This window comes from Streptomyces sp. NPDC022552 (assembly GCF_055561875.1).
Window position 1 is genome coordinate 19,933 of sequence record NZ_JBVHGJ010000018.1, and the last position, 24,960, is coordinate 44,892.

The following is a 24,960-nucleotide window of genomic DNA, read 5'->3' on the forward strand; positions in this document are numbered from 1 at the left end:
GTGTGAGCCGGCGGTTTGCCGGCGCCGGTCACAGACCGGCGATCTCCCTGGCCTTCTTCAGCACGGAGTCGAGCGCGTCGACCCCAGCGTTGCGCTGCCTCGCGCGCTCCGCCCGCTCCACCGGCACCAGCCGCGCGGCGGCGCGCACGGCGCAGGCGTCCGGGTCGCCGAAGGCAGTACGCGGGTGCTCCCCCGTCTCCGCGCAGTGCGCCGTGACGTCCTTGACGGCCTGGAGCACGACGTCCCGGGTCACGCCCGGCTGCATGGCCAGCCGAACCTGGAAACGCGCCATCCACTTCTCACGGTCCTTCTCCTTCGCCCCGTCCGTCGCCTGGTCCTTCTTCGCCATGTGCCCTCCCGCTTGATCGGCAGCCGTCCTTCATGAAGGGACGCCGGGGCATGGAAGCGGGTTGCGAAGCGGAAGTTGTGGGCAGCCTGGTCCCGGCGTCACCTCCCCCTCCAGGCACTGGTCGATGACCGCACGCGAGTCCCGATCCTGCTCCATCGCCTCGGCGTGGGGACGCACGCATCCCAACTCCACAGCACGTCGCGACTGTTGGGTAGAGCGGTGGTTCAAGCAAGGTAGTGGTCGGGGCCGTCACCCGAACCGCCAGGCGCTCACGATCCAGAAGACCGCGAACCCCGTCCACACGATCGCGAAGCCCCAGATCACAAGGTGTCCGCCGAACAGCGCCATCGCACCGAGCCAGGCGACCCCCGCGGCCACGAAAGGCCAGCCGAAGTTGGGGAAGGCGAGGAGGGCCGAGAGCCGTCCGCTCACCACTCCCCACGCGCCCCCCGCCAGGATCAGGCAGCCCAGCGCGAGCCACCACCAGACCCCGCTCTGGGAGGAGGGTGCGTAGGCATGGTTACGGCCGCGCACCTCCAGCCCCACGACCTCACCCCGCCATAACCGGACTTCGGCGCGATCCCCCTTCTTGACCTCGTCGTACGTCTCCGACCCCACCGCCAACCAGGCGGTGCGGTCGGGCCACTCCACCTCGACGTCGTAGTACCTCGTGCACGTCGTACCGCCTCCGCCGCCCCCGGTGGATACCCCACCGGTCGCCACCCCGCCCATGCTGCCGCCGGCGGTGGCCATCCCGCCGCCTCCGCCGATCGTCGTGATGCCCCCGCTCGTGCCGCCGCTCGAGCCGTTGGAGGTGCAGTGCTCGCCCGTCCGGCGGTCGAGCACCGTGCCCGCTTCGCGCCGCACGCACTCCTCACCGTCGCTCCCGCTCCCCTGCTGGCTCCCGACCTCGCAGACCGGCGCGTCGCGGTACACCATCGTCTCCCCGTACCCTTCGGCGACCTGCTGACCGCAGAAGAGGACTCCCCATCCGGCCGCGAGGACGACCAGTCCTCGTAACCAGCCGGGCAGCCGCCCGTCATACCGACTCCGCCCGTACCCCGTTGTTTTCACCCAGCCGTGATGCCCTTCCGACGGAGCCCCCATGCGCCGCGCCTCCCCTCCTCATGCGAGGGGGCCGCTATCGGGCCATGCCGGTCGGTCGGTCGCCGCAGAGGGAGTCGAGCCCAGGCTCGCGAAGAGCCCTCACCGCAGCTGCCTTGGGTCAGGTGAGGGCTTCACGGAGCCGGGACGCGATCTGCGCGCACTGTGCGGGCGGGAGGCTCAGTACACCGTTCTCGGACATGAGGCTGTGGAACTGCTGTTGCTCGTAGGGGACTCCGGGCGGAAGGCCTGCGATGTGCCAGTGCACGTGGGCGTTTCCCTCCTTCGCGCCGAGGGACAGCAGGTAGACGCGTTCCGGGGCGAGGACGGTTTCCACGGCCAGGGCGACCTTGCGCACGACGAGCATCATGCCGGTGTAGGCGTCTGCCGTGAAGCCGCTGACGACGTCCTCGACATGCTGTCTGGGGGCGACCAGCACCTTGCCCGGCAAGGTGGGCCACCGGTCCAGGAACGCGACGTGGTCGGCGTCTTCGTAGACCAGCTCGTGTGCGTAGTCCGGGTGGCCGTCGAGAATGGCGCATACAAAGCAGGGGCCGCGCCGAACCCGTTCGTCGTACGCGGCAAGGTCCATCGGCCTTCTGTCCGCTGGGCTCATGAAGATGCCTCCTTGGGCGGGCGGGCACGGGTCTGGGCTCTCCTACCGATGGAGCGGTGCGGCTCGGGCAGGTGTGCCCGACGCTCAGCTCGTGGTCGCGGGAATCATCGGATCCGGGCCCGAGGGCGACCCGGCCGCACCTGCCGGGTCCAGCTGCCTTGCTCTGGGAACTGCTTCCGCGGTGGGCGTACTGCACGCTCGGGCCAGCCCTCGTGGAGCCTTACCCTCCGTCATAGCGCCATTGTCAGTGCGCTATGAGGACCCTCTCGAAGAGGCAGTGCGCTCTCCACGTCCTCGCCGGAGACGGCCCCGAGGCCGGCACGGCCCCTGGCCTAGGCCTGGGCAACGTGGCTCTCACCCCGCCCGGCGTGGTCGCCGCCGTCGCGCGCGTGTTCAGCTCCGCCGTCCACGGACTCATCGCCACCCGGCTTCGGTCGGCACGGTCACCCTCGTCACCGGCGACCGGCTTCTCGTGACCACGGACCGCTCAGGTCGCACCGCTGCGACGACGCTTCATCGCGACGACGGCGGTCCTGCTGGGAAACCCGCCATGCCGGCCAGGACGTGTACGTCTACCCCGGCGGGGGCGCCGTGCCGCTCGCCGCGGGCCGCGTCGGCGAGGAAGCTCTTCGACGTCACGGGCCTGATCCGGCAGGGCCACGACGGCTCCCGGATCACGGCCCTGCCACTGGCCGCCGTCGCATCCTCCGTCGACGTCGCCCGCGCCGTCCCGGGCCCGGCGTTCCAGGCGGACGAGAAGAAGGCGTCGCCGGCTCCCCGCTGCCACCGACACGGGCCTGCTCGGCCGCCCTGAGGCCGTGTTCGATCCGGTAGCCGCCCGGTGTATCGCCGAAGGCCGCACGCCCAGATCCCGGACACGCCTCGCAAGGCGGTCGTCATGCCGTCCGGGAGGGCGATCGCGCGACCGTGACACAGAGGACCGCGTCGTCGGGCAGTACGGGCCCGTGTCCATTGCCCGACCGCGTCCTGGACGCCGCCCGTGCGGCGGATCGAGGTCCTCTCCGCGCACTCGGGGTCGGGTGGTGATCACCGCCCGCCTGCTGGAGCCGGGACGGAACGCGCCCTGCCGGATGTCTGTTCGCGGCGAGTACGTGGCCCGCCGCAATCCGTGCGTAACCGTGCGTGACGGCGACGGCGACGGTCAGGGAGGAGGGCGTACCCGAGGTAGCTCAATAGGCCGCAGAGGACCGGTCGCGGTCGGCCGAGCCCGGTGGTGGACACGATGGGCACGTCGGTGGGCGCCTCTCGGCGCCCCGGGCGGGGGACAGCCGATGGTGCCAAGGCGGACCTGAGTCCGCGGATCGTCGGATGCTGGTACACCTCCTTCGTGGACACCGGCGGCAGCCCAGGCTGCTTCCGAACTCACGCGATCGTGGAAGAAGGCACGGTCCGGAGGTACGGATTCCAGCCGTGCGACCTCCGAGAGAAGGCGGGTGAGGAGCTCCTCCACGGCGGCGGGGTCCACCTGATCGGTGCGCGCCGGGGCCACGGCGACGGGGGGTGTCGCCGTCATGTCGAGCGGCTTGCCTCTCATGAGGTCTCCCTGGACGGTGTCCGGTGTCTGCCGTCCCGCCTGCTGGACTCAGGCCCTTCGTGCTGTCCGGGGGCCGAGGCGGGACGCCCATACAGATGATTCGTTGCCGACGCCGGGAGGTATGTACCGCCTCAGGGACTTCTCGCGTCCCGTCCCGGCGAGGAGGGGCCGTCCCTCCCCCGGACGTACGATGAGGGCACGGACACCAACCTCCCGAACAGCCATGTCGAGGGCACCATGACCGACCCCTTCGGCTTCCTCCACATACCTCGGCGACCGCCGCCCTCCAGGCCCGCCGACGAACGCGTCGGAGACTGGAACGAGGTGCACGCGGGCCAGCCGCTGTTGCCCGTGGTGTCCGACCAGGCCCGTCGCTGTATGGACTGCGGAGTGCCCTTCTGCCACGGCGGCTGCCCGCTCGGCAACCTCATACCGGAGTGGAACGTGTACGCCGCCCACGGCGACTGGGCCACGGCCTCCGAACGGCTCCACGCCACCAACAACTTCCCCGACTTCACAGGCCGGCTCTGTCCTGCTCCCTGCGAGGACGCCTGTGTGCTCGCTCTGACCGGCGAACCGGTGACGATCAAGAACATCGAGCAGGCGATCGCCGACCAGGCGTGGGCTCACGCGTACGTGCGTCCCTTGCGGCCGGCTCGGCTCTCAGGCCGCTCGGTCGCCGTCGTGGGATCCGGGCCGGCGGGACTCGCGGCGGCTCAACAGCTCACCCGTGCGGGGCACGCGGTCACGGTCTACGAACGGGCCGACCGTGTCGGCGGGCTCCTCCGCTACGGCATCCCCGACTTCAAGATGTCGAAGGACCGACTGGACTCCAGGATCAGGCAGATGGAGGAGGAAGGCACGCGATTCCGCCCCGGTGTCGACGTCGGCCATGACCTGGACACGGCCCGTATGAAGGCCGCGTACGACGCTGTGGTCGTCGCCACCGGAGCGACGGAGCCGCGTGAAATCTGCTGCCCAGGGCGTGAGTTGGGAGGCATCCACCACGCCATGGAGTACCTCACGGCCGCCAACCGCTCCGCCGGACCCTGCCCCGTACCCGTACCCCCGGCGCTCTCCGCACGAGGCAAGGACGTCGTCATCGTCGGTGGAGGCGACACGGGCTCCGACTGCCTCGGCACCGCCCTGCGGCAGGGCGCGTCATCCGTCGTCCAGATGGACATCAACCCGCTGCCGGGCAACGACCGTACAGCCGACGAGCCATGGCCGCTCGTCCATCCGAAGGTCTACCGGATGTCCCACGCCCACGAGGAGGCGTGCGCCCGCGACGGCAGCGACCCCCGGGCCTTCTCCTCCGTCACCGTTCGCTTCGACGGTGACGTGTCGGGAGAGGTCGTGTCCGTGGTGCTGAACGAGGTCGAACCCGCGGACAGACGCCCTCGCCCCGGCACGGCCCGCGTCCTTCCGGCCCAACTGGTGCTGCTCGCGCTCGGATTCCGCGGCCCTCGCCATGATCCGGGCCTGATCGGCCCCCTGGGCCTCGCGCCCGACGCCGGGGGAACCTTCGCGCGCACCCCCGGCTTCGCCGCGCTCTCGTCATCAGCGACGGCACCGCCGGAAGCGGAGGAAACGGCAGGCGTGTTCGTCGCCGGTGACGCCGGGCGCGGTCCGTCCCTCGTCGTCTGGGCGATCGCGGAGGGCAGGGCGGCCGCGGCCGCGACGGACCGCTACCTGCGCGGCGTCACCGAGCTTCCAGCTCCCATCCGGGCCACGGACCGTCCGCTCGCGTGACACATCGATCGGCGCCTCCGGTCGGCGATCCGGCCTGTCCAGGCAGGCCCGCCGGGCATCGTCCTCGAGCCACGCGCGTGGCATCCGTGGGGAAGCACGTCCGTGTGGCGGCGGTGACGAACAACCCGTAGGCCCTGGCCCGGCATCCCTCGGCCAGAGGGATGCCGGGCCGTCGGCCCATGTGGTGCGGGCGCCACGCCTCTTACTTGGGCATCAGGACGGTGTCGATGATGTACACGTTGGCGTTCGCGGTCCTGACGTTGCCGCACACCACCGAGGCGGTGTCGTTGACCTTGTAGGACTCACCGGAGCCGGTGGTCGTGATCATGCCCTTCTGCAGCGTCTCGAAGGAGCCGTTCTCCAGCTGCTCGGGGGTCAGCTTCTGGCCGACCACGTGGTAGGTGAGGATGTCGGTGAGCATGGCCTTGTCGGCGAGGACCTTGTCGAGATCGGCCTTCGGGATCTTCGCGAAGGCTTCGTCGGTCGGGGCGAACACGGTGATGTTCTCGGCGTTGTTCAGGGTGTCGACGAGGCCGGCCTGCGTGACCGCGGCGACCAGGGTGGACAGGGCCGGGTTGTTCGACGCGGCCGTGGCGACCGGGTCCTTGGCCATGCCGTCGAAGGAGCCCGCGCCCTCCTTGGGGACACCGGCACAGGCAGGACCGAAGGGCTGGTCCGTCGTCGCCGCGTCGCCCGTCGGCGTCGCGCTCGACTTGCCCGGGTCACCGGCCGCCTCGCTGGAGGCGGCCTTGGTGTCGCTGCCGGAGTCGGAGCAGGCTGCCAGCGAGAGGGGCAGCAGCGCTGCGGCGGTGACGGCGACGGCGGTGCGGCGGATGCGCATGCTGTTCATGATCAGGTTCTCCTTGAGGGTCGCTTCTCGGGTCCGAGAGGGTGGGTGGTTGTGCCGGACGCCCGTCCAGAAGTGGGCCGGTCCGGTGGTCTCAGAGGACGGTGACGAAGACGCTGTGCAGGCCGCTCGCTCCGTCGGGGACGGTCCGGGTCCGCCGCTCGGTCTGTACGGCTCCCGTACCGTCGGTGGCGCGGACGGTGACGGTGCGTCCGCCGGGAGTGGCGTTCCAGGGGAAGGACCACTGGCGCCAGGTGTCGACGGTGTCCTGGGCCGCGAGGTCGGCTTCCCGCCACGGGCCGTCGTCGATGCGGACCTCGACCCGGTCGATGCCTCGGCGCTGGGCCCACGCGACCCCGGCGACCACGACCCTGCCGGCGGCCGGGCGGGCGAAGGGCTTGGGGGTGTCGATACGCGACTGGGTCTTGATCGGGGCCCGACGTGCCCACATGCGCTTGACCCAGTAGGGGTCGTAGGCGTCGAAGGTGGTGAGTTCGATGTCCTCGATCCACTTGCAGGCCGAGACGTACCCGTACAGGCCGGGGACGATCATGCGTACGGGAAAGCCGTGATCGAAGGGCAGGGGCTCGCCGTTCATGCCGACGGCGAGCAGGGCGTCGCGACCGTCCATGAGGTCCTCGACCGGTGACCCCAGCGTCATGCCGTCCACGGAACGGGCCACCAGCTGATCGGAGCGGCCACCCTTCGACGGGGGCTGCACACCGCATTCGGCGAGCAGGGCGGCCAGCTGGACGCCCAGCCAGCGGGCGTTGCCCACATAGGGGCCGCCGACCTCGTTGGAGACGCAGGTCAGGGTGATGTCGCGTTCGACGAGGGGGCGGGCGAGGAGCTGGTCGAGGGTGTAGGTACGAGGGCGGGCGACGTCCTTGCCGTGGATGCGCAGCCTCCAGGTGGCGGCGTCCACCTTGGGGACGACGAGGGCGGTGTCGACACGGTAGAAGTCACGGTTGGACGTGGTGAAGGCGCTGATCCCCGGCACCTTGAGCCGCGCTCCGGCCGGAACGGGACGCGCGGGCGAGGCGGGGGTGGGCAGGTCGAGGCTGTCGCGGGAGGCCACGGCCGACCGGCCGCGCTGTCCGGACAGGAAGCGTCCCAGCGCGCCCGCTCCGGTGGCGGCCGTGGCGGTCAGGGCCACGGCGGTGAGGAACCCCCGTCGGCTCCCGCCGCCCCCGGGACCCACTGGCTCCGACGGCGAGCCCGCAGCGGTAGCCCGGCCCACCAGGACGTACAGCACGCAGGCACCGGCCAACGCCCCGGCCACCGAGGGCAGTGCGTCAGTGGTGCCCTGGGAGTCGGGTCGCCCCAGGGCAGCGACCGCGCCGACGATCCCGAACACCAGGACCCCCGCCGCACCCGCACGGCGGTGGCGCACGGCCAGGATGCCCAGGAGGAGCGCGAAGAGCGCCAGCAGGACGAAGATGCCGAGCTGGAGGACGAACTTGTCCCTCTCCCCGAACGTACGGATCGCGAAGTCCTTCACCGAGACCGGTGTCCGGTCGATCACCGCGCCCCCGACGACCGTCACCGGGCCGGCCGGCGGTCGCACCGCACCGGCGACCAGCTCGGCCACGGCCAGCGCCGTGAACGCGGCCAGCAGGCCGGCGAGCGCGCCCGGCCCGGCCCGGAGGATGATGTTGCGGAGGCGAGTCACACGTCTGATTCGGTGGCGGCCGTCCGGTGGATTGGCGCCTCATCCGAACGAGTGACGATTGGTCCTCGGGGGCGCTCAGGTACGCGGCCCGTCCGGGCTGAGCAAGGGTCACCGGTCCGCGCCGCCCTGTGCGGGCAACGGACCGGTGACCGTCGGCGGTGCGTCAGGCGTTGACGCAGGTGTTGCCGAAGGACGGGTTCAGCAGGCCGACGACACTCACGGTGTTCCCGCAGGCGTTGACCGGCACATGGACCGGCACCTGGATCAGGTTGCCCGACCCGACACCGGGCGAGTACGCGGCCACGCCATGCGCGCCCGCATCGGCAGCGGCCATCGACGCACCGCCGACCACCACGGCGCCGGCCGCCACGACTACCGCCACGCTCTTGCGCACACGTACACGAACCATTGCGACTACCTCCAAGGGAGAACTCCACCGCCGCGTGGAAGGCCCGCGCGGACGGTGAGGGACCGGTGAACTCTCGCCGTCCCCTCGCCCTGCCCTTCGCAGCCCCCTGCGCGCCGGCTGGGTCACAGCAGCCTGTTTCCCTCGAAAGGGCGAACCATGAGTTCCCGTGGTGACCGGGAAAGCGCTCCCATCCGCACGCGCGTCCGCTACGAAGAACGTTTCAGACACACCACAAGGCTCTGTGACCGGACCGCCCTGGAAGGCGGCCCACACCCGCTCGACCGACAAGGACCATCATGCGAGGGACACCCCGCCCCCAGCCGGCCTCCCCGGGACGCCGCTTCGCCCGGACGCCACAGCCGGAGCCCGGCCGGTGAACCGACCACTCCCGTTCGGTGCCGTCGGCGGCACCAGCCGCAGCGACCTGGCTGAGGTGATGCAGAAGGTCGCCCGCGGTGACAAGCAGGCGTTCTCCGTCCTCTACGACGCGGTCGCCTCCACGGTCTTCGGGATCGTGATCAAAGTCGTACGTGACCGAGCCCAGTCGGAGGAGGTGGCCCAGGAGGTGATGATCGACCTGTGGCGGCAGGCTGCCCGCTACCGGCCCGAAGCGGGCAGCGTCACCACCTGGGCCGCGACGATCGCCCACCGGAGAGCCGTGGACCGGGTCCGTTCCGCCCAGGCGGCCGCAGACCGCGAACAGGCGCAGGCCGCCCGCGACCACCACACGGCTTTCGACGAGGTCTCGGAACAGGTCGAGACCCGAATGGAGAGCGAGCAGGTACGCCGATGCATGCGTGGCCTGACCGAACTCCAGCGCCAGGCAGTGACCCTGGCCTACTACCGGGGCCTGACCTACCGTGAGGTCGCCGAAGCCCTGCGCACACCGCTTCCCACGATCAAGACACGCATGCGCGACGGACTCATCCGGCTCCGCGACTGCATGGGGGTGACCACATGAAACATCACCGCGAAGACGTCCACAGCCTCGTCGCCGCCTACGCCCTGAGCGCCCTGGACCCCGAAGAGCGGGCGATGTTCACCGCGCATCTCCCGGAGTGCGAGGCATGTCGGCAGGAGGCGGCCGAGTTCGAGGCCACCGCGGCCCGCCTGGCGGCGGCCACGGCCCAGGTGCCGCCGACGGCGATGAAGCAGCGGACTCTGACCGCGGTCGACGGCGTCCGCCAGTTGCCCCCGCGCATCGCCGGAACGGCGCCGGCCGCCGTCTTCGGCGGCGCTCTGCGACTCAGGGTCGTGCCCCTGGCGCTGGCCGCCTGCCTTGCCGCCGCCGCATCGTTCGCCGGTCTGGCCGCGTGGCAGCACCAGGAGAGCGAGCGACTCCAGGAGCAGGCCCGGCAGGTCGAACAGCGCATCGACGACATCAGCGGCGTTCTGGCGGCCCCCGACGCCCGCACGGTCCACGGACGGGCCGGGAACGGAGCCCTCACCACCGTCGTCGCATCCGATCGGCAGAACAAGGCGGTGTTCACCGCCACCGGACTGCCTGCACCGGCGGCCGGGAAGACCTACCAACTGTGGCTGGACCACCGGGGCACCATGCGCCCTGCCGGGTTCATCCACCAGGACGGCACCGTCCTCATCGACGGCGACACCGCGGACGCCGCCGCGGTCGGCCTCACCCTCGAACCCTCCGGGGGATCGGCGCAACCCACGACACCACCACTGCTCTTGATGCCCCTGTCCACCTGACAGCTCGCGTCCGCAGGCCGGCATCTGGCTATGTCCTCCTTCTCGGGCGGCGTTTGTCGATGGCGACGGATGGCACTGCGGCGGCAGATCGAAGATCCAAGGCAATGAGATGTGATGTCGCCTGCGTGTGCGATGAGGTGCTTGTTGTTCAGTCCCAGTCAGCTGCGGGTTGGCTGACCCAGCCGCCCCTATGCGCGGATTGGACGTAGTCCTCGGGCGCCTGGGGAAGACAGGCCACGCATTGCGGAGAGCATGCGTTGACCAGGAGGGGCAGGACGTCCGTGGCCACGCGCAAGGAGATCCAGGCCGGGTGGAGCCCGCCTTGCTCTATTGGTCGGTCGCAGACGCTGCATGATGAGACGGCTGTCGTGCCCCAGCGGCGTGCGTCCAAGTCTGTTGTGTCGAGGTCTGCGACCGAGCTGCGGGCGGGCGCAAGCCGGGGGAACGGTGCCCGCAGCTTGTAGTTTCCGAACAGAGAACGCGTGCTGACCGTGCTCCTCATGAGCCGGGTGCATCTGGTGATTTCGTAGGGGAACCAGTGCAGCCGGTAGGAGGTGTAAGGGGTGAACTCCTCCAGGCTGCTCATCGACCCGATTTCCGGTGGGAGTCGGACGAGGTTGCTGCCGTAGAGCACGAGGTGCTTGACCGCCGTCAGCTTGCCGATGGCCGGCGGCAGAGTGACGACCTGCCGCCGTTCCTCGGGGCTGAGCTCAACAAGGGGACGGAACTCTTCCCGGCCGTCGGCGGCCGCCTCATCGATGAGCTCAAGTAGGTGCTGCCAGCCCGGAGCCGAGGTGTCCTGAAGCTCGGTGTGGAACCCGACGCGAGCGCGCGGGTGCGGCTTGCGCTGGTCGAAGCAGCGGCAGGTCTCCTGGCAGGACTCGCGTCCAGCCGGATCTGCGCCGGACGATTCGCCCCACCGGTTCACGAAAAGCTGCTGCTCTCCCTCATCCACCATGACCGCCAACATACGGGCGCTCTCCTCGAATGGCCCAGCGTTTTGGGGAAGAACTGCTGGTCAGCCAACCTCGGCCCGATCAGCCTGGGCTTTGGTGTGGACGAGGCGGTAGGACTCGGTTCCGGTCTGGATGATGTTCCCGCCGAAGGTGAGGCGGTCGACAATGGCCCCGCAGAGCCGGGGTCGGTGAACGTCTTGGTCCCGCCTCCGAACGATTCGTTCGGGCGATCGCAACACTGTTCTTTCCTCCCGCTCCGTCAGAACCTGGAAGAGGAGCTCGGCGCCACGGCGGTCGAGTTCCATGGATCCGAGTTCGTCGATGCAGAGGAGGTCGACGCGGCCGTAGCGGGCGATGGTCTTGGTCAGCTGCTTCTCATCGGCGGCCTCGACGAGCTCGTTCACGAGCTTCGTCGCGAGGGTGTAGCGGACCCGGTGGCCCTTCATCGCGGCCTCGGTGCCCAGGGCGATCAGCAGGTGGGACTTTCCGGTCCGGGAGTCGCCGATCAGGCAGAGCGGCTGGCCTTTGCGGACCCACTCGCACGTGGCCAGCGTGTGGATGGCCGCCGGGTCGACGTTCGGGTTGGCGTCGAGGTCGAAGGCCCGCAGGAACTTGTCGCGGGGGCAGGCGGCGGCTTTGATCCGGCGCTCGGACCGGCGTCGGGCCCGGTCGTCGCACTCGGACATCAGCAGCTCGGCCAAGAAGCCTCGGTAGGACATCTGCTCGCGGGAAGCCGCGGCCGCGAGGTCGGGGAACTGGCTTCGGATGGTGGGCAGCCGCAGCATGCCTGGTCGATGGCGGTGGTGGCGGCTTCTTCGGTGATTTCGCGCTGGCGCGGGAGGGTCGTGACGCTTCTACCTGGCTGGCGCCTTGGCCACCGGTCCGGCAGCGGTGGAGCAGTTGGTCGTAGGCGGCCACCGAGGGCAGAGGCCGGGTGTCGGGCGGTAGGTGGGTCAGCCGGTGGTCGGCGAGGAAGGTCACCATCGCGTGTTCCTCGACCGCCGGGGCAGGTGGCGCGGGTGCCGGAGCGGGTGGCGCTGGGCAGTCGCCCTTGGCGGCCCTTCGGGCCTCCAGCGCGACCGCGTCAGCGGTCAGGGCGCCGCCATCGGCTCGTGATGCGGCCGGACACCACACCCCGGATCAGGTTTGCTGGACGTGCCCCCGCTCACTGGCCGGCCGGGATCCGGTTGGGATCGCGTCGCGCGAGGCGACGGTGCCCGCATCGCGGGCTGACGAAGCGGACCAGCAACACACATGGCGCAAATGCGCACATTCTATGACTGTGGCCCAACTGGATGTCATGATCAGGCACACCACAGTGCGCGTTCTGCTTCCAGTGACTGCCGTCGAGCCGTCGTCCTGTTCGTCACGGCGACTCCCCGCGGGGAACCCCCTTGAGCAGCGGAAAGGACTGGTGTGAAGCCCATGGGACCGAGCATTGACTACAGGGCGTTGTTCGCGGCCACGCCCAGTCCCTACCTCGTGGTGGGTCCTGACCTGGTGATCGTCGACGTGAATGACGCGTACCTGCGCGCCACCGGTCGGAGCAGGTCGGACCTGGTGGGTCAGTACATCTTCGACGCCTTCCCGGACAACCCGGCGGACGCTACCGCGGACGGGGTGCGGAACCTGGGCGCCTCGCTGCACCGTGCCCTGCAGTCGAAGGAGCCGGACACGATGGCGGTGCAGAAGTACGACATCCCTGTCGTGTCCCGGCCCGGGACGTTCGAGGAGCGGTGGTGGTCGCCGATCAACACCCCCGTGTTGGGCCCGGACGGGCAGGTGGCGTGGATCATCCACCGGGTGGAGGACGTGACCGAGTTCGTCCGCTCACGACCGGCCCGCCCCGCAGGCGGACCGCTGGGCAGACGGGAGGTGATGGAGGCCGAGTTGTACGCGCGGGCGCGGGTGCTGCAGAGGTTGAACGAGGAGCTGCGGCAGGCGCATGCTCGGGAGCGGCAGGTCGCCGTCGCCTTGCAGGAGGCGATGCTGCACTCACCCGACCTGGAGGGGCACGAGAACGTCGCGGTGCGCTACTTGCCTGCGGTCGGGTCGCTGAACGTGTGCGGCGACTGGTACGACGTCGTGGATCTGCCCGACGGCTCCTTCGGTGTCGCGGTCGGTGACGTCGTCGGCCACGGGCTGGAAGCCGCCGCCGTCATGGGCATGCTTCGCAGCGCGCTGAGTGCCGCCGTCCGGGCCCTTGCCGAGCCGGCCAAGTCGCTTGAGGTCCTCGGTCTGTACGCCCGATCGGTCGACGGCGCGCTGGCGACCACCGCTGTCCAGGCCGTGATCGACACCCGCCGCCAGTGGATCTCCTACAGCAGCGCCGGACACCCGCCACCCGTCCTGGTGCACCGCGACGGCACCTGCGACCTGCTGGACCAGGCCACCGATCCCCCGCTGGGCGCCCGCCCCGAACACGTCCCCCGCCCCCAGGCCACCCAGCCCTACGCGTCCGGTGACATCCTCGTCCTGTACACGGACGGCCTCATCGAACGCCGCGACGAGGACATCGACGTCAGCCTCCTCCGCCTCACCGACACCCTCGCCCGTCACGCCCGTATGAGCCCCGATCGCCTCGCCGACGCCACGCTGGCCCAACTCGGCGTGGCCGGCGGCGCGCGAGACGACATCGCGCTGATCGCCGTGCGCCTTTGACGGCTCGCGCCGAGGCCGCGGTGCGCGAGATCAGTCCTGATCGGCGGTCAAGGGGGAGACCGGGCGCTCGAAGAAGGTCTCCAGCACCACCGTGGCCCGAGTCCCGCTGACTCCATCGATCGCGTAGATCCTGCGCAGTACGTCCTGCAGCTGCTCGGTGGTCGCGGTCCTGACCTTCACCAGGACCGATGCGCTGCCCGCAATGACGTGTGCCTCCAGGATCTCGGGGAGCGCAGCGAAACTCTCGGCGGAATCTCCCATCCAGGACGTCGAGTCGACCGTCACGTAGGCCAGGACGGCGCCACCGACCGCCGCCGGATCCACTTCGGCCGCGGTGCGTCGGATCACGCCGCGCTCTCGCAGCTTCCGTACGCGTTCATGGGCGGCACCGGCCGAGAGGCCTACGGCCTGGCCGAGCGCGGCGTAGGACCGGGTGGCGTCCTGCTGCAGGTGTGCCAGCAGGGAGCGATCGATGTGATCCACAACTCTCCATTCGAACCGACCTTGCCCTGACCATATCCCATCTCGCATTCTTCCTGATGTGCCGAAGACTGTTCGGCGTATGCCTGGATGGGGAGGACCAGCATGTCCAGTGAGCGTCCCGCGCTGTACGAAATGTTCGACGACCGGTTTCGCACCGGCCGGTGCATGAACGGCGATGAAGGCCTGGAGGTCCTGTACACCGGCTGCCGCTGGGCCGAAGGACCCCTCTACCTGCCCGCCTGGCGGCAGTTGGTCTGGAGCGACATCCCCAACGACCGGATGCTGCGTTGGGACGAGGAGACCGGGGCAGTCGGCGTCTTCCGTCGCTCCGCCGGTCACACCAATGGCAACACCCTGGACCGCCAGGGCCGACTCGTCACCTGCGAGCAGGGCAACCGCAGGGTGACAAGGACCGAGCACGACGGCACGCTCACGGTCCTGGCCGACCGCTGGCAGGGCAAGCGTCTGAACAGCCCGAACGACGCTGCGGTCAAGTCCGACGGCTCCATCTGGTTCTCCGACCCCGACTTCGGCATCACCAGCGACTACGAGGGCCATCGCGCGCAGAGCGAGATCGGCTCCAACAACGTCTACCGCATCGACCCGGCCACCGGTGAAGTACGACTGGTCGCCGACTGCTTCGGCGCCCCGAACGGGCTCGTCTTCTCGCCGGACGAGCGGCAGCTCTTCGTCTCCGACACACGGGCGGGCTTCATACGGGTCTTCGACGTAGCCGACGACGGCACACTGTCCCACGGCGAGATCTTCGCCGAGGCCGGAGCCCGCGGGACCGCCCGCTTCGACAACCTCCGCTTCGACGACGGCGGCCGGCTCTGGGTGGCCGCCATGGACGACGGAGTCCACTGCTACGACCCCGACGGCACTCTGATCGGGCGGCTCATCGTCCCGGAGACAGTCGCCAACATCGCCTGGGGCGGCGCCAAACGCAACCGCCTCTTCATCGCTGCGGAGACCAGCCTCTACTCGGTGGTCATGGGCGTCACGGGCACCCATCCGACCGGCCCCGGGCGCAGGCCCTGGCTGGATGCGGAGTCCCGGTGACCTTGTCGAACAGCGGGGACCGGGCGAGGCGTCACCGCTCCGCACGCGGAGGAAGGCCCGGTTCGGAGCGGGGTGGGGCGGGGCGTCGCTCTTCCTGTGCAGGCGACCTGACGGTTCATCACCACCGCGGTCGCTGACGAGGGAACCACCCGCCGCACCGACAGCGGCGGGTGCGCTCCGCCCCCGTCGCACGCCACTCGACGGGAACGGCTGTGCGATCATCTAGTGCACGATCATGGGGAATCCGGATCTCGAAGAGCGAGGAGTGCGGAGTGAGCGCGGGCGGGGGGCGGGGCGGTTCTGCCGTGCCCGATGAGGAGTGGGAGCGGTTCCTCCGGGACTCCGTGGCCGGAACGGCGGACGCGCCCAGGGAACCGTCGGCTCGGGAACGTAGCAGTGCCCGGGAGTCACCCGGGCGGCCCGTCGGCGGACCACCGGCGTGGCGCGCGTCCGCACCGGCCCGGCCCCGCCGAAAGGGGAAGGGATGGTACGTCGCCGGTATGGTCGCCGCGGTGGCGGTGCTGGCCGCCTCGCTGACGCCCGGACTCCTCACCGACTGGTTCGGCGCGGGCGACATCAAGCCGCTGGCCGTGGAATCGGAGCACCCCGACCAGGCACCCCCACCGGAGACCCCGCGCCGTCCGACGCTCGACGAGCCGTTCCTCGGCTCGCCGGCGGCGCGATGGGCGGACGGCGCGGCGGGTGTCGGCATTCCGCGCCCCAAGGCGACGGGCTGGATGAGCAGCGACCAGGTCGGGCGCGCGCTGGAGCGGACGCGGGACTTCCTCTCCTGGTCGAACCTGGACCGGCAGGTGCTCGAAGGTAAGCATCCCGCGAGGGCGATCGCCCTGATCAACCCTCACCAGCAGGACGTCCGGACCTTCCTGGGCTCCGCGTTCCGCAAGCCCGACCGGGAGAGCGACCCCGTCCTGCTCTTCAGCCGGTTCGACCCGTCCACCACCCGTCTCGTCGGTGACACGGTGAAGACCCGCGGCCGGCTCTCCTTCGAAGAAGGACCTCGGGGCTCGGTGCGGGTCACGGGGGACGTCACGTACGTCTACCCCGTCGTCCGTGCGGAGGCCGGCAGCGAGAAGGTCGTACGGACGATCGTGCGGCGCGAGGTGGTCGTCAGCTGGGACGATCCCGCGAAGATCGTCACCGAGCCGGGGACGTTCTCCCTCGTCTCGTACAAGGTCGACATGACCAACGGCGGCTGCGGCCCGGTCACCGGCTTCCTCTCCCCCGACTTCGACCGGTCGAGCACGGACGCGGAGACGAACGGATCGGTCGTGGACCCCTACGATCGCAGCACGTCGATGGCCGACCGCACCGATCCGGCCGGGGGATGCGGAACCGCGACGCGGTCGTAGCCCCACCCGCGCCTACGCGTCTTCCGGAGCCTCCGTGAAGCCGGATCCCGGGGCGAGACCGGCTCTGGCTCATCGCCGGTTGGTCTTCAGCCGGACGAGTCGTCTTGGCGGATGGCGATCAGGCGGTAGGCGTTCGTCAGTCGTAGTCGGGCGGCGAGCGGGCGCGCCGCTGTTCGGTCCAGGGTGGTGGCCGTCAGGAGCAGGGGTACCCCGGCGAGCAGTACGGCCGTCCTCGCCGCCCGGCGCCAGGCTTTGGGCGGTTTGGGCAGCCACGGCAGGTCCTCCCGAGGGGCCGACGCGTCCAGGGCGACCCATGTGGCGGCCACCAGGTCGACCGCGTCGTGCGCCTCGGTGTGTTCCTCCGCCAGGACCGTGAAGCCCGTCTCGGTCAGCCGGCGGCGCAGGTTGGCCGCCGGTGCGAGATGCAGGTGCTGCGGCTGGAGCCAGGGCAGCCACCAGCGGCCCAGCAGCCTCGCGAACCGGCTCTCGGGATCAGGTACGTCGATCACCAGCAGTCCCCCCGGCCGCAGCACGGTGTGTGCGGCTTCCAGCTCGCGCTGGGGGTCTGTGGAGTGCTCCAGGTAGTGGAACATGCTCACCACGTCGTACGAGCCGGCCATGCCTCCGGCCAGTGCGGGGAACGCCCCCCGGTAGCCCGCGCGTACACGGCCTGCGCGTTCGGCGAGCTCCGCACCCTCGGAGTGGTCCAGTCCGTCGAATGTCACCGCCGGGAGCTCGACTTGGGCGGTTGCGCAGAAGTGGCCGTGCCCGGTGCCGACGTCCAGCCACTCGGCGGCTCCCGCGAGGTAGGGCCGTACCGAGGCAGCCCGGGAGTGGTAGGCCGCCGTGCGCCCGCCGAACAGGCCGCCGAGGCGCTCCTCGCCGAGGCCGTCGTAGAAGTCCCGGTAGTAGAAGGCGAGTCCGCGTTCGTTCAGCCGGGGATTCTGGAAAACGTGCCCGCAGTCGTGGCAGCGGTCGAGGACGAAGACGCCGGGCTTGTGCTGGAGCAGGTCCGTGGTGCGCAGGCGCTCGCCGAGCCGGGTCGAGCCGCACCAGGGGCACAGGTCGGCGCGCGGTGCGAAGAAGGCGGCCGTGCCGTCGGCCAGTTCCTTCTCGTACGCGGCGCGCAGCGCGGCCACCTGGAGCGTACGGGCCTTGCGTGACGCGGAGCTCATGCGTCCTCCTTGCGGCCGTCGGCCAGTCGTTCCAGGTGACGGGCGGCTGCCGGGGCGCCGCCTGCTTCGCGGAAGGCCCGCGCGATCGTGCGGGCCGCGGCCCTGGGGCGTGGGTCGTGCAGGACGGTGTCGACGGCCGCGCCGATCGTGTCCGCGGAGGCCCGGCCGAAGCGGATCCGTACGCCTGCCCCGGCGTCGGCCACCTGCGCGGCGACCACCGGCTGGTCGTCGCGGATGGGCGCGACCACCAGGGGGACGCCGTGCCACAGCGCCTCGCACACGGTGTTGTGCCCCGCGTGGCAGACGACGGCGTCGGCGCGAGCGAGCAACTCCAGCTGGGGGACCACGGGCAGGGCGATGACATCCCCTCCCCCATCCTCGGGATCCTCGGGTCCGGTGGCGAGCGTGCCTTCCGGGTCGACCACGACGGCCTGCACCCGGTCCGAGCGGGCCCGCAGCGCCTGTGCCGCCCGGTCCAGGAAACGCGCCCCCGCGTCGGGGTTGGCGGTGCCCAGGGTGACCAGGACCAGCGACCGCTCCGGATCGAGCCTCTCCCAGGGGAAGGCGGAGGAGGGCCGGGCGGTCAGGGACGGGCCGACCCAGCGCACCCGCCCGCCGCCCCGTGCGGGGGGTCCGGCCAGCTCCGGTGTGCTGAAGGCGAGCACGAGGTGCGGGGAGAAGCGCGGGTCACCGCTTCCCGTCGGATCGCCGATCCGGGCGCGCAGCTCACGCAGCAGGGCCGCGTTCCAGGCGGCGACATGGGGCATGGACGCCAGCGCGTCGGTGAACTCGGCCGAGGTCGTCGCCGAAGTGGCCCACGGCAGCCCGAGGTCCTCGGCGACGAGGGCCCCCGCAAGCGCCTGTTGGTCGGCGACGACCACGTCCGGCCGGAAGTCGTCGACCGCCTGCCGTACGCCGGGGGCCATCGCCTCGGCGAGCGGGACGAGGAAACGCTCCCACAGGAAGCGCAGCGCCTCCGGGCCGCGTATCTCCGCCGGCCGGGCGGTGTCCGGTTCCGATCCCGGGCCTGCGGCGCCGGCCGGCGGGCACGGGTGGACGGCCGCGTCCCGGCCCGCGAGGCGGCGCACGAGGGCGGGCTCGCCCGCCCATGCCACCTGGTGGCCCCTGGAGGTGAGTGCGGCCGCGACCCCCACTGCCGGGTTGATGTGTCCGACCAGCGGCGGTACGACGAACAGGAAGCGGCTCACCGGGCACGCACCGTCCGGGCCGCGACCGGCCGGGAGCGCCGGCCGACCCAGTCCAGGACGAGATCGCGTACCCGGCCGGGCGCCTCCACCAGAACCGAGTGCTGGTGGCCGGGGAGCGACTCCGTCTCACAGTGCGGCAGCAGTGATCGCATCCGGGGTGCCTGCGCGGCGAGGTCGGAGTCGGCGCCGTAGAGGGCGAGGACCGGGCAGCGGATCGCGCGGAGGTCGTCGTCGTCGAGGACCGCGCTCGCCGGGATGTCCTGGGCGAGGGTGGTGTCGCGGACGAGCCGTCCCGCCGACTTCGCCAACCGGGCGGTGTGGCCGCCGTGGTGGGTGGCGATCCAGTCGAGGGCGGCGCTTTCGTTCACGCTCATCTCGTGGCGGACCCTCTCCAGCAGCCCGGCGAGCTTGGCCGCCCAGGACGGTGTGGCGGGCTCCGACTCGATCACCACCATGCCGGCCACCCGCTCGGGCCGGCGCAGCGCGTACCCGAACGCGACCGTACCGCCGTAGGAGTTGCCCACCAGGTGCACGGGGGTGCGGACGTGGAGCCGGTCCAGGAGCGTATCCAGGTCGTCGACGAACGCCCCGAGCGTGTAGCCCCGCTCCGGGCGCCCGCTGCGGCCGTGGCCCCGGTGGTCGTACATGATCACGTCCAGGCCGGCCGCCGCGAAGGCCGGCGCGACGGTGAAGTAGTAGCTGGCGAGGCTGTCGGTGAGAAGCCCGTGGAGCAGGACGACGGTGGTGTCCGGGACTGCGGCCGCTCCGAAGATGGAGGCGGTGGGGCGGACCAGGCGCTGGTCGGAGGCGGAGAGGCGGGCGGCGGCCAGGCGCTGGACGTGCAGCCGGACGTCGCCGGTGTCGACGATCGCCATGGCTCAGTCACGCCCCTCGGCCTTCAGGCACAGGCAGACGTGTTCGACGAGCCGGCCCACGCTGAGCTCGATGATCTCGTCCAGCTCCATGGAGGCCACGAACTCGGCGAAGTTGACCGCACTGCCGTAGCGCTCCTGGAGCAGTCCGGCGAGCGTCACGAGGTCGATGCTCTCCAGTTCGAGGTCGCGGCCGAACCTGGTCTCCATCGTGACCTCGGTGTCGCCGAGTTCGTACTCCTCCAGGACCTGTTCGATCATGCCCGTCAGTTCGGCGAGGACCGCTGCCTCGTCGGTAGCCGGGGAGGGCTCTGAGCCGGAGGGCTGGGTGGTGGTCACGTCTGGTCCCTCTCGTCACGGATGGTGCCCGTCCCCGGCTGCTCCGGGTCCGGGCCGGTGGTCCAGGCCACGACGTACGCGCGCGGCGGCAACCCGGGGGGATTGGCGACCCGTTCGCACCTCACCCGGTACGTACGGGCCGGCGCGTCCGGCGTGCGCACGGTCACGGTCAGCCGGAACGCTCCCGCGCGGGTCACCTCGAAGTCGCGGGGCCGCCCGCCCAATCCGGTGCCCTCGGCCTTGGCGACGGCCTCCTTCGCCGCCCAGAAGCGGGTGAACCACAGCGCCGCCGCTTCCCCGTCGACAGTCTGCCGGGCCGCCAGCAGCTCCTGTTCGGCCGGCGAGAGCACGGTGGCGACGGTCGCGAGGGCGGGGTCGGCGACCTCCTCGATGTCGATGCCCAGGCCGCGCCGCGCGGCGCCCGGGCCCTCGTTGGCGTCCGGTGGCCGCTGCCGGGCGATGGCGACACCGGCCTCGGCGCAGTGGGCGATCGACACGTCCAGCGGCGGGAGCTCCCGGCCGTGGCGTCCGGTGACGTACGGCCGTCCCGACTCCTCGTTGCCGACGAGGAGTTCGGCGGGGTAGACGGGACCCTCGCCGCCCGCCCAGAGCAGGCGGCGTACGGAGTCCTTGGCCGCGATCCGGCCGAGCAGCCACTGCCGGCGGCGCCGCGGCGGCCTCTCGGCGTACGCCGAACGTTCGGGGCCGCCCAGCGCGTTGCGCATGATCAGCTCCCGTGAGGCGAGGTCCGGCCAGCGCTCGAAGACCAGCGACCACCCGCCGGGGCGGGCCGTGGAAAGGGTGTTGCGGTCCGGGAACCGCTCCACGGGCCGGGTGTGGGGGTCGTTGTCGAAGCGCCGGTCCTGCCAGCCGGTCAGCTGCGCCCACACCCGCCCGGAGACGGTGAGCACCGCGTCGGCTTCGAGCACCGTGTCCGTGAGCGACACGATCCGGATCACGCACTCCACCGGTGTGCCGGGGGCCGGGTGCGGGCCGAAGAAGCGCATGTGCCGCATCCGCACGGGGAAGACCACGGTGCGTTCGGTGTGCGTCGCCATGATCCAGTAGCCGAGCACCTGCCCCACGTTGTCCAGCAGGGCGCCCGGTGCGGGCGGGGTGGTCAGCGTGGCGCGGACGTGCCGGTCGCCGATCGCGGAGAGCCGGGTCATGCCCCGGTACGACGGGCCGTGGAACATCCACCGCTCGTCGTAGACCTGCTCGGCGGTGTGCAGGGGCACACGCTCCGAGGCGGGGGCGGGACCCTGCGGCGCGGGGGGCGCCTGGGGGTGGCGGGCGGCCAGCTCCACCACCGCGCGGGCGTGGGGGCCGAACGACACCGCGACCCGGTCCGGCCCCCGTGGCGTCACGGTGACGGGCACGTCCACGGGGTCGGCGGCCGTGAGCCACCGGTCGAAACACGCGTCGTGCACCGCCACGGCCACACTGCCCGGTACGGAGCGCTCGGCCGCCTCCATCACGTGCGCCACGATCGTCGTGGCGGGCGCCACGGGCCAACGGTCGGCGACGTCGGGCCAGTCGGCACGCTGGGGGAAGAAGCAGTGGTCCAGCAGATACGGCATCCGGTCCACGTCGACCCGTACCTGCTCGTGCCGGACGGCGCCGGAAGCGTCCGCGGGGGTCGACGCGGGCGCGGGCGCTGTGGTCACGGGCCTCACGGACGGGGTGGGCGATGCGGTCACGGGCCCCATGGGCCCGGCGGCCTGCGGTGGCGGGCGACGTACCGAATCCGGGGACGGCTGAGCCGCGCGCGCTGCGGAGATCAGGGTCGCGGCCGTCTGCGCGGTCTCGCGCAGCAGGGCCGTCAGTTCGGCCGCCATCGGTGACACCGACGCGGCCGGCGCGAGGGCGGCGGCCGGATCGCGGGTCAGCGCGGCCGAGAGTGCGGGGTCCGGTGGCAGGTTCACCAGCGCGCCGCCGAGGTCGAGGCGGATGCGCTCCCGAGCGGGCTCGCGGGAGCGCACGGTAGACGGGGCGCCAACGGCGGGGGGCCCGGGTGCGTCCAGAACGTGGGGGTCGGTCTCGGCGCCGGCCGTCCACAACGCGGTGGCCACCCGTCGGAGCTGCTCCAGCCCGGAGCGGTGCGGGGAGTTGGCGGCGACGACCAGGTGGTCGCGCGCGGCCAGGGTGTCACCGACGAGGGAGCCCAGCTGGCCCGGCCCTGCTTGTACGAAGACGCGGAAGCCTTCCTCGTACAGGGCCTCGGTCAGGGCGCGGAAGCGGACCGGTTCGAGGAGGTGGCGGACGAACAGGGCGCGGACGGCGGCCTCTTCCGTGGGGAAGGGCGCCGCTGTCGTCCCCGACCAGACCGGTACGTGCGGGGCCCGCAGTCGCATCCCGTCGGCGGCCTCCTTGAAGGGCCCCAGGCACGGTTCGAGCATCGGCGTGTGGAACCCGGAGCGGAACGGCAGGACGCGCACGAGGACTCCCTCGGCGCGTAACCCGGCCGCGAACGTCTCCACGGCCTCCGGCGGCCCGCACACCATCGACTGGTTCGGGGAGTTGTCGTGGGAGAGGACGACGGACGGGTGCCCGCCGCCGGCCAGGACTCGGGTCACCCGGTCCGCGTGGGCGCCGACGGCGGCGTACGCGAGGTCGGCGGCGCGTACCGTCTCGGGGTCGAGGGCGGCCATGAAGGCATCGACGGCCGCCTCCTCGTACAGTCCGCCGACAGCCATGGCGGTCCATTCGCCGACGCTGTGTCCTGCGACGGCGTCGGGCACGACGCCGATGCGGCGCAGGGCGGTGGCGAGCAGCCGTCCGACGGCGACGACACCGAGCCCGTGCCTGCCGAGGCCGCCGACGGGCTCGCGGACGTGGTCGTCGGAGTGCGGCAGCGGGGCGGCGAGCGGTGGCCGGGGCAGCCCGAAGTGGTCGGCGATGTCGTCGACGCGGGGCACGAACTCCCCTTCCAGGCCGGGGAAGAGGAACGCGGTCCTGCCCGGGAAGGCGTCGCCGAGGAGCGGGCGGGGACGGAACCAGACGTCGTTGCGACCGTGCCACGCCTCGCCCTTGGCGATGACGCGGCGGGCCAGAGCGAGCCGCTTGGGCGTGGGACCGACGATGCCCAGCCGTACGGGTCCGGCCGTACTCGCGACACCGGCGGCACCGTCGCCGGGCCGGGTCTGCCGGTCGGGGGCGTCGAGCAGGGCACCGAGCGCCTCGGGCGTCGCCGCACTCAGGAGCAGCACGGGTTCCCGCTCCCTGACCACGGCCGGACGGCCGGCCGCGGCAACGTGGGGTACCGCCGTGGCGGAAGGGCCGCCGGAGCCGGCGGGTGCCTGTTCGAGGACGACGTGCGCGTTGATGCCGCCGAAGCCGAAGGCGTTCACCGCGGCCCTGCGCGGGCGCCCGGGCGGACTCACCCAGGGGGCCGCCTGGGCGAGCGGGAGGAAGCGGGTCGCGGCCAGTGCCGGGTGGGGTTCCTCGCAATGCAGGGTGGGCAGCAGTGTGCCGTGGTGGACGGCGAGGGCGGCCTTGACCAGTCCCGCGACGCCGGCCGCCGGCATCGCGTGCCCGATCATGGACTTCACCGAGCCGATCACCGCCCGGTCCCCGGGTTCCGCCGGGGCCGCAGGATCGGCCGGGTCCGTTCCGGAAGGCTGCGGGGGCGTCCCGAACACCTCCCGGAGCGTGGCCAGTTCGGCGGCGTCTCCGGCAGGCGTGCCGGTGCCGTGGGCCTCCAGCAGGCCGAGGGAGCCCGGCTCGGCGGGATCGAGGCCGGCGGCCCGCCACGCCGCGCGGACCGCCCGGGTCTGCCCGGCGGGGTCGGGATTGACCAGCCCCGAGGTGCGGCCGTCGCTGCTGACGCCGGTGCCCCGGATCACGGCGTAGACGCGGTCGCCGTCGCGCTCGGCGTCGGCGAGGCGCTTGAGGACCACCACGCCGGTGCCCTCGCCGATGAGGATGCCGTCGGCGCTCCGGTGGAAGGGCCGGATGCGCTCGCTGGGCGAGAGCGCGCGCAGCTGCGAGAAGACGCTCCACAAGGTGATGTCGTGGCAGTGGTGCACTCCCCCGGCCAGCATCACGTCACAGCGTCCGGAGACGAGCGCGGCGACCGCCTGGTCCACGGCGAGCAGCGACGAGGCGCACGCGGCGTCGATCGTGTACGCCGGGCCGCGCAGGTCGAGACGGTTGGCGACCCGGGACGCGGCGAGGTTGGGCACCAGACCGATGGCGTCCTCCGGCCGGCCGGGACCGAGGCGATCGGTGAACGCCTCCCGTACGCGCTCCAGTTGATCCGCGCCCAGGCCGGGCACGAGATCGCCGAGTGTGCGAACGAGCTGCTGTGCCGTACGGACCCGCTGGTCGAGGCGGACCAGGCCGGGCGTGAGGTAGCCGCCTCGGCCGAGGACGATGCCGACCCGGTCGCGGTCGGGCAGCCGTTCCGCGCCGCCCGCGTCCGCGAGGGCGTTCGCGGCGACGTGCAGGGCGATCAGCTGGTCCGGCTCGGTGCCGGGCACCGAGTGCGGCATGATGCCGAACCGGGTGACGTCGACTTCCGCGACGGCGTCGACGAAGCCGCCGCGCCGGCAGTACACCCGGTCGGCCGCGGCCGGTTCGGAGGCGCTGCCCGGGTGGTAGTAGTCGCGGTCCCAGCGTCCTGGGGGCACGTCGCCGATCGTGTCGACGCCGGCGGTGAGGTTGTGCCAGTACGTCGCCAGGTCGGGGGCGCCCGGCAGCATCACCGCCATGCCGGTGATGGCGACGGGCGCGTGGGCGGCGCCCGCATAGGGTTCGCGGGAGCGGGGTTGGTGGCCGGCGCCCGCGTGCGCGGCCCCTCGGTGAGCGGGGAGGCCCAT

20 protein-coding genes are annotated in these 24,960 nt (G+C 71.7%); 6 read left to right on the forward strand and 14 right to left on the reverse strand.

Annotation, left to right across the window (positions count from 1 at the left end):
- Window positions 1-28 precede the first annotated feature (28 nt).
- From ACZ3OF_RS32510 to ACZ3OF_RS32520, 3 genes are all read right to left on the reverse strand, one after another.
- Window positions 29-349 (reverse strand): hypothetical protein, encoded by a 321-nt coding sequence (locus ACZ3OF_RS32510; RefSeq protein ID WP_361679317.1) that lies wholly within the window; start codon window positions 347-349, stop codon window positions 29-31.
- A gap of 249 nt (window positions 350-598) precedes the next feature.
- On the reverse strand, window positions 599-1,288 hold the full coding sequence (locus tag ACZ3OF_RS32515; RefSeq protein ID WP_467308376.1) for a hypothetical protein: 690 nt from the start codon (window positions 1,286-1,288) through the stop codon (window positions 599-601).
- A gap of 286 nt (window positions 1,289-1,574) precedes the next feature.
- Window positions 1,575-2,069, reverse strand: coding sequence for an HIT family protein (locus ACZ3OF_RS32520; RefSeq protein ID WP_361679312.1), 495 nt, complete (start codon window positions 2,067-2,069; stop codon window positions 1,575-1,577).
- A 1,792-nt stretch (window positions 2,070-3,861) separates the two neighbouring features.
- On the opposite strand from ACZ3OF_RS32520, the gene ACZ3OF_RS32525 reads away from it, so the two are divergent.
- A complete protein-coding gene (locus ACZ3OF_RS32525; protein ID WP_361679309.1) occupies window positions 3,862-5,376 on the forward strand; it encodes a glutamate synthase subunit beta in 1,515 nt (504 codons plus the stop codon).
- 202 nt (window positions 5,377-5,578) lie between these two features.
- On the opposite strand, the gene ACZ3OF_RS32530 is transcribed toward ACZ3OF_RS32525, so the two are convergent.
- From ACZ3OF_RS32530 to ACZ3OF_RS32540, 3 genes are all read right to left on the reverse strand, one after another.
- Entirely contained in the window at window positions 5,579-6,226 is a 648-nt protein-coding gene (locus ACZ3OF_RS32530; RefSeq protein ID WP_361679306.1) for a fasciclin domain-containing protein, read from the reverse strand.
- Window positions 6,227-6,317: 91 nt separating this feature from the next.
- The gene (locus tag ACZ3OF_RS32535) at window positions 6,318-7,895 is read right to left on the reverse strand and encodes a molybdopterin-dependent oxidoreductase (RefSeq protein WP_467308379.1); all 1,578 of its coding nucleotides are present in this window, start codon (window positions 7,893-7,895) and stop codon (window positions 6,318-6,320) included.
- Between the two features lie 163 nt (window positions 7,896-8,058).
- Window positions 8,059-8,304, reverse strand: a complete 246-nt coding sequence (locus tag ACZ3OF_RS32540) for a chaplin (protein ID WP_361679300.1) — start codon at window positions 8,302-8,304, stop codon at window positions 8,059-8,061.
- A 373-nt stretch (window positions 8,305-8,677) separates the two neighbouring features.
- On the opposite strand from ACZ3OF_RS32540, the gene sigK reads away from it, so the two are divergent.
- Both sigK and ACZ3OF_RS32550 read left to right on the forward strand, forming a co-directional pair.
- On the forward strand, window positions 8,678-9,265 hold the full coding sequence (sigK, locus tag ACZ3OF_RS32545) for an ECF RNA polymerase sigma factor SigK (protein ID WP_361679297.1): 588 nt from the start codon (window positions 8,678-8,680) through the stop codon (window positions 9,263-9,265).
- Window positions 9,262-10,014: an anti-sigma factor gene (locus ACZ3OF_RS32550; protein WP_467308382.1), complete on the forward strand. Its 753-nt coding sequence runs from the start codon at window positions 9,262-9,264 to the stop codon at window positions 10,012-10,014. The genes sigK and ACZ3OF_RS32550 overlap by 4 nt, the downstream gene beginning before the upstream one ends.
- A 148-nt stretch (window positions 10,015-10,162) precedes the next feature.
- Here ACZ3OF_RS32550 and ACZ3OF_RS32555 read toward each other — a convergent pair whose 3' ends face one another.
- Both ACZ3OF_RS32555 and ACZ3OF_RS32560 read right to left on the reverse strand, forming a co-directional pair.
- The gene (locus tag ACZ3OF_RS32555; protein WP_467308383.1) at window positions 10,163-10,984 is read right to left on the reverse strand and encodes a leucine-rich repeat domain-containing protein; all 822 of its coding nucleotides are present in this window, start codon (window positions 10,982-10,984) and stop codon (window positions 10,163-10,165) included.
- 48 nt (window positions 10,985-11,032) lie between these two features.
- On the reverse strand, window positions 11,033-11,755 hold the full coding sequence (locus tag ACZ3OF_RS32560) for an ATP-binding protein (protein WP_467308385.1): 723 nt from the start codon (window positions 11,753-11,755) through the stop codon (window positions 11,033-11,035).
- A 640-nt stretch (window positions 11,756-12,395) separates the two neighbouring features.
- Between ACZ3OF_RS32560 and ACZ3OF_RS32565 the strand changes: the two genes are divergently transcribed.
- Complete coding sequence (locus ACZ3OF_RS32565) at window positions 12,396-13,631, forward strand: PP2C family protein-serine/threonine phosphatase (protein ID WP_361679285.1); 1,236 nt, start codon at window positions 12,396-12,398, stop codon at window positions 13,629-13,631.
- A 30-nt stretch (window positions 13,632-13,661) separates the two neighbouring features.
- On the opposite strand, the gene ACZ3OF_RS32570 is transcribed toward ACZ3OF_RS32565, so the two are convergent.
- Complete coding sequence (locus ACZ3OF_RS32570; RefSeq protein WP_467308388.1) at window positions 13,662-14,114, reverse strand: Lrp/AsnC family transcriptional regulator; 453 nt, start codon at window positions 14,112-14,114, stop codon at window positions 13,662-13,664.
- A gap of 102 nt (window positions 14,115-14,216) precedes the next feature.
- Here ACZ3OF_RS32570 and ACZ3OF_RS32575 point away from each other — a divergent pair, with 102 nt between their 5' ends.
- Both ACZ3OF_RS32575 and ACZ3OF_RS32580 read left to right on the forward strand, forming a co-directional pair.
- On the forward strand, window positions 14,217-15,176 hold the full coding sequence (locus tag ACZ3OF_RS32575; protein ID WP_467308389.1) for an SMP-30/gluconolactonase/LRE family protein: 960 nt from the start codon (window positions 14,217-14,219) through the stop codon (window positions 15,174-15,176).
- A 272-nt stretch (window positions 15,177-15,448) separates the two neighbouring features.
- Entirely contained in the window at window positions 15,449-16,546 is a 1,098-nt protein-coding gene (locus ACZ3OF_RS32580; protein WP_467308391.1) for a hypothetical protein, read from the forward strand.
- 86 nt (window positions 16,547-16,632) lie between these two features.
- Here ACZ3OF_RS32580 and ACZ3OF_RS32585 read toward each other — a convergent pair whose 3' ends face one another.
- From ACZ3OF_RS32585 to ACZ3OF_RS32605, 5 genes are read right to left on the reverse strand one after another with little or no spacing between them, the layout of a single operon-like run.
- Window positions 16,633-17,721: a class I SAM-dependent methyltransferase gene (locus tag ACZ3OF_RS32585; protein ID WP_361679272.1), complete on the reverse strand. Its 1,089-nt coding sequence runs from the start codon at window positions 17,719-17,721 to the stop codon at window positions 16,633-16,635.
- Complete coding sequence (locus tag ACZ3OF_RS32590) at window positions 17,718-18,929, reverse strand: glycosyltransferase (protein ID WP_361679270.1); 1,212 nt, start codon at window positions 18,927-18,929, stop codon at window positions 17,718-17,720. Before ACZ3OF_RS32590 ends, ACZ3OF_RS32585 begins: the two co-directional genes overlap by 4 nt.
- A complete protein-coding gene (locus ACZ3OF_RS32595; protein ID WP_467308394.1) occupies window positions 18,926-19,804 on the reverse strand; it encodes an alpha/beta fold hydrolase in 879 nt (292 codons plus the stop codon). The genes ACZ3OF_RS32590 and ACZ3OF_RS32595 overlap by 4 nt, the downstream gene beginning before the upstream one ends.
- A gap of 3 nt (window positions 19,805-19,807) precedes the next feature.
- Entirely contained in the window at window positions 19,808-20,140 is a 333-nt protein-coding gene (locus tag ACZ3OF_RS32600; protein ID WP_361679265.1) for an acyl carrier protein, read from the reverse strand.
- Window positions 20,137-24,960 (reverse strand): beta-ketoacyl synthase N-terminal-like domain-containing protein, encoded by a 4,824-nt coding sequence (locus ACZ3OF_RS32605; protein ID WP_467308396.1) that lies wholly within the window; start codon window positions 24,958-24,960, stop codon window positions 20,137-20,139. Before ACZ3OF_RS32605 ends, ACZ3OF_RS32600 begins: the two co-directional genes overlap by 4 nt.

Bases quoted from the DNA above. Each gene is read 5' to 3' on its own strand.
- ACZ3OF_RS32510 (WP_361679317.1), bottom strand. From the start codon at position 349: ATGGCGAAGAAGGACCAGGCGACGGACGGGGCGAAGGAGAAGGACCGT.
- ACZ3OF_RS32515 (WP_467308376.1), bottom strand. From the start codon at position 1,288: ATGGTGTACCGCGACGCGCCGGTCTGCGAGGTCGGGAGCCAGCAGGGG.
- ACZ3OF_RS32520 (WP_361679312.1), bottom strand. From the start codon at position 2,069: ATGAGCCCAGCGGACAGAAGGCCGATGGACCTTGCCGCGTACGACGAA.
- ACZ3OF_RS32525 (WP_361679309.1), top strand. From the start codon at position 3,862: ATGACCGACCCCTTCGGCTTCCTCCACATACCTCGGCGACCGCCGCCC.
- ACZ3OF_RS32530 (WP_361679306.1), bottom strand. From the start codon at position 6,226: ATGAACAGCATGCGCATCCGCCGCACCGCCGTCGCCGTCACCGCCGCA.
- ACZ3OF_RS32540 (WP_361679300.1), bottom strand. From the start codon at position 8,304: ATGGTTCGTGTACGTGTGCGCAAGAGCGTGGCGGTAGTCGTGGCGGCC.
- ACZ3OF_RS32550 (WP_467308382.1), top strand. From the start codon at position 9,262: ATGAAACATCACCGCGAAGACGTCCACAGCCTCGTCGCCGCCTACGCC.
- ACZ3OF_RS32555 (WP_467308383.1), bottom strand. From the start codon at position 10,984: ATGTTGGCGGTCATGGTGGATGAGGGAGAGCAGCAGCTTTTCGTGAAC.
- ACZ3OF_RS32560 (WP_467308385.1), bottom strand. From the start codon at position 11,755: ATGCTGCGGCTGCCCACCATCCGAAGCCAGTTCCCCGACCTCGCGGCC.
- ACZ3OF_RS32565 (WP_361679285.1), top strand. From the start codon at position 12,396: ATGGGACCGAGCATTGACTACAGGGCGTTGTTCGCGGCCACGCCCAGT.
- ACZ3OF_RS32575 (WP_467308389.1), top strand. From the start codon at position 14,217: ATGTCCAGTGAGCGTCCCGCGCTGTACGAAATGTTCGACGACCGGTTT.
- ACZ3OF_RS32585 (WP_361679272.1), bottom strand. From the start codon at position 17,721: ATGAGCTCCGCGTCACGCAAGGCCCGTACGCTCCAGGTGGCCGCGCTG.
- ACZ3OF_RS32595 (WP_467308394.1), bottom strand. From the start codon at position 19,804: ATGGCGATCGTCGACACCGGCGACGTCCGGCTGCACGTCCAGCGCCTG.
- ACZ3OF_RS32605 (WP_467308396.1), bottom strand. From the start codon at position 24,960: ATGGGCCTCCCCGCTCACCGAGGGGCCGCGCACGCGGGCGCCGGCCAC.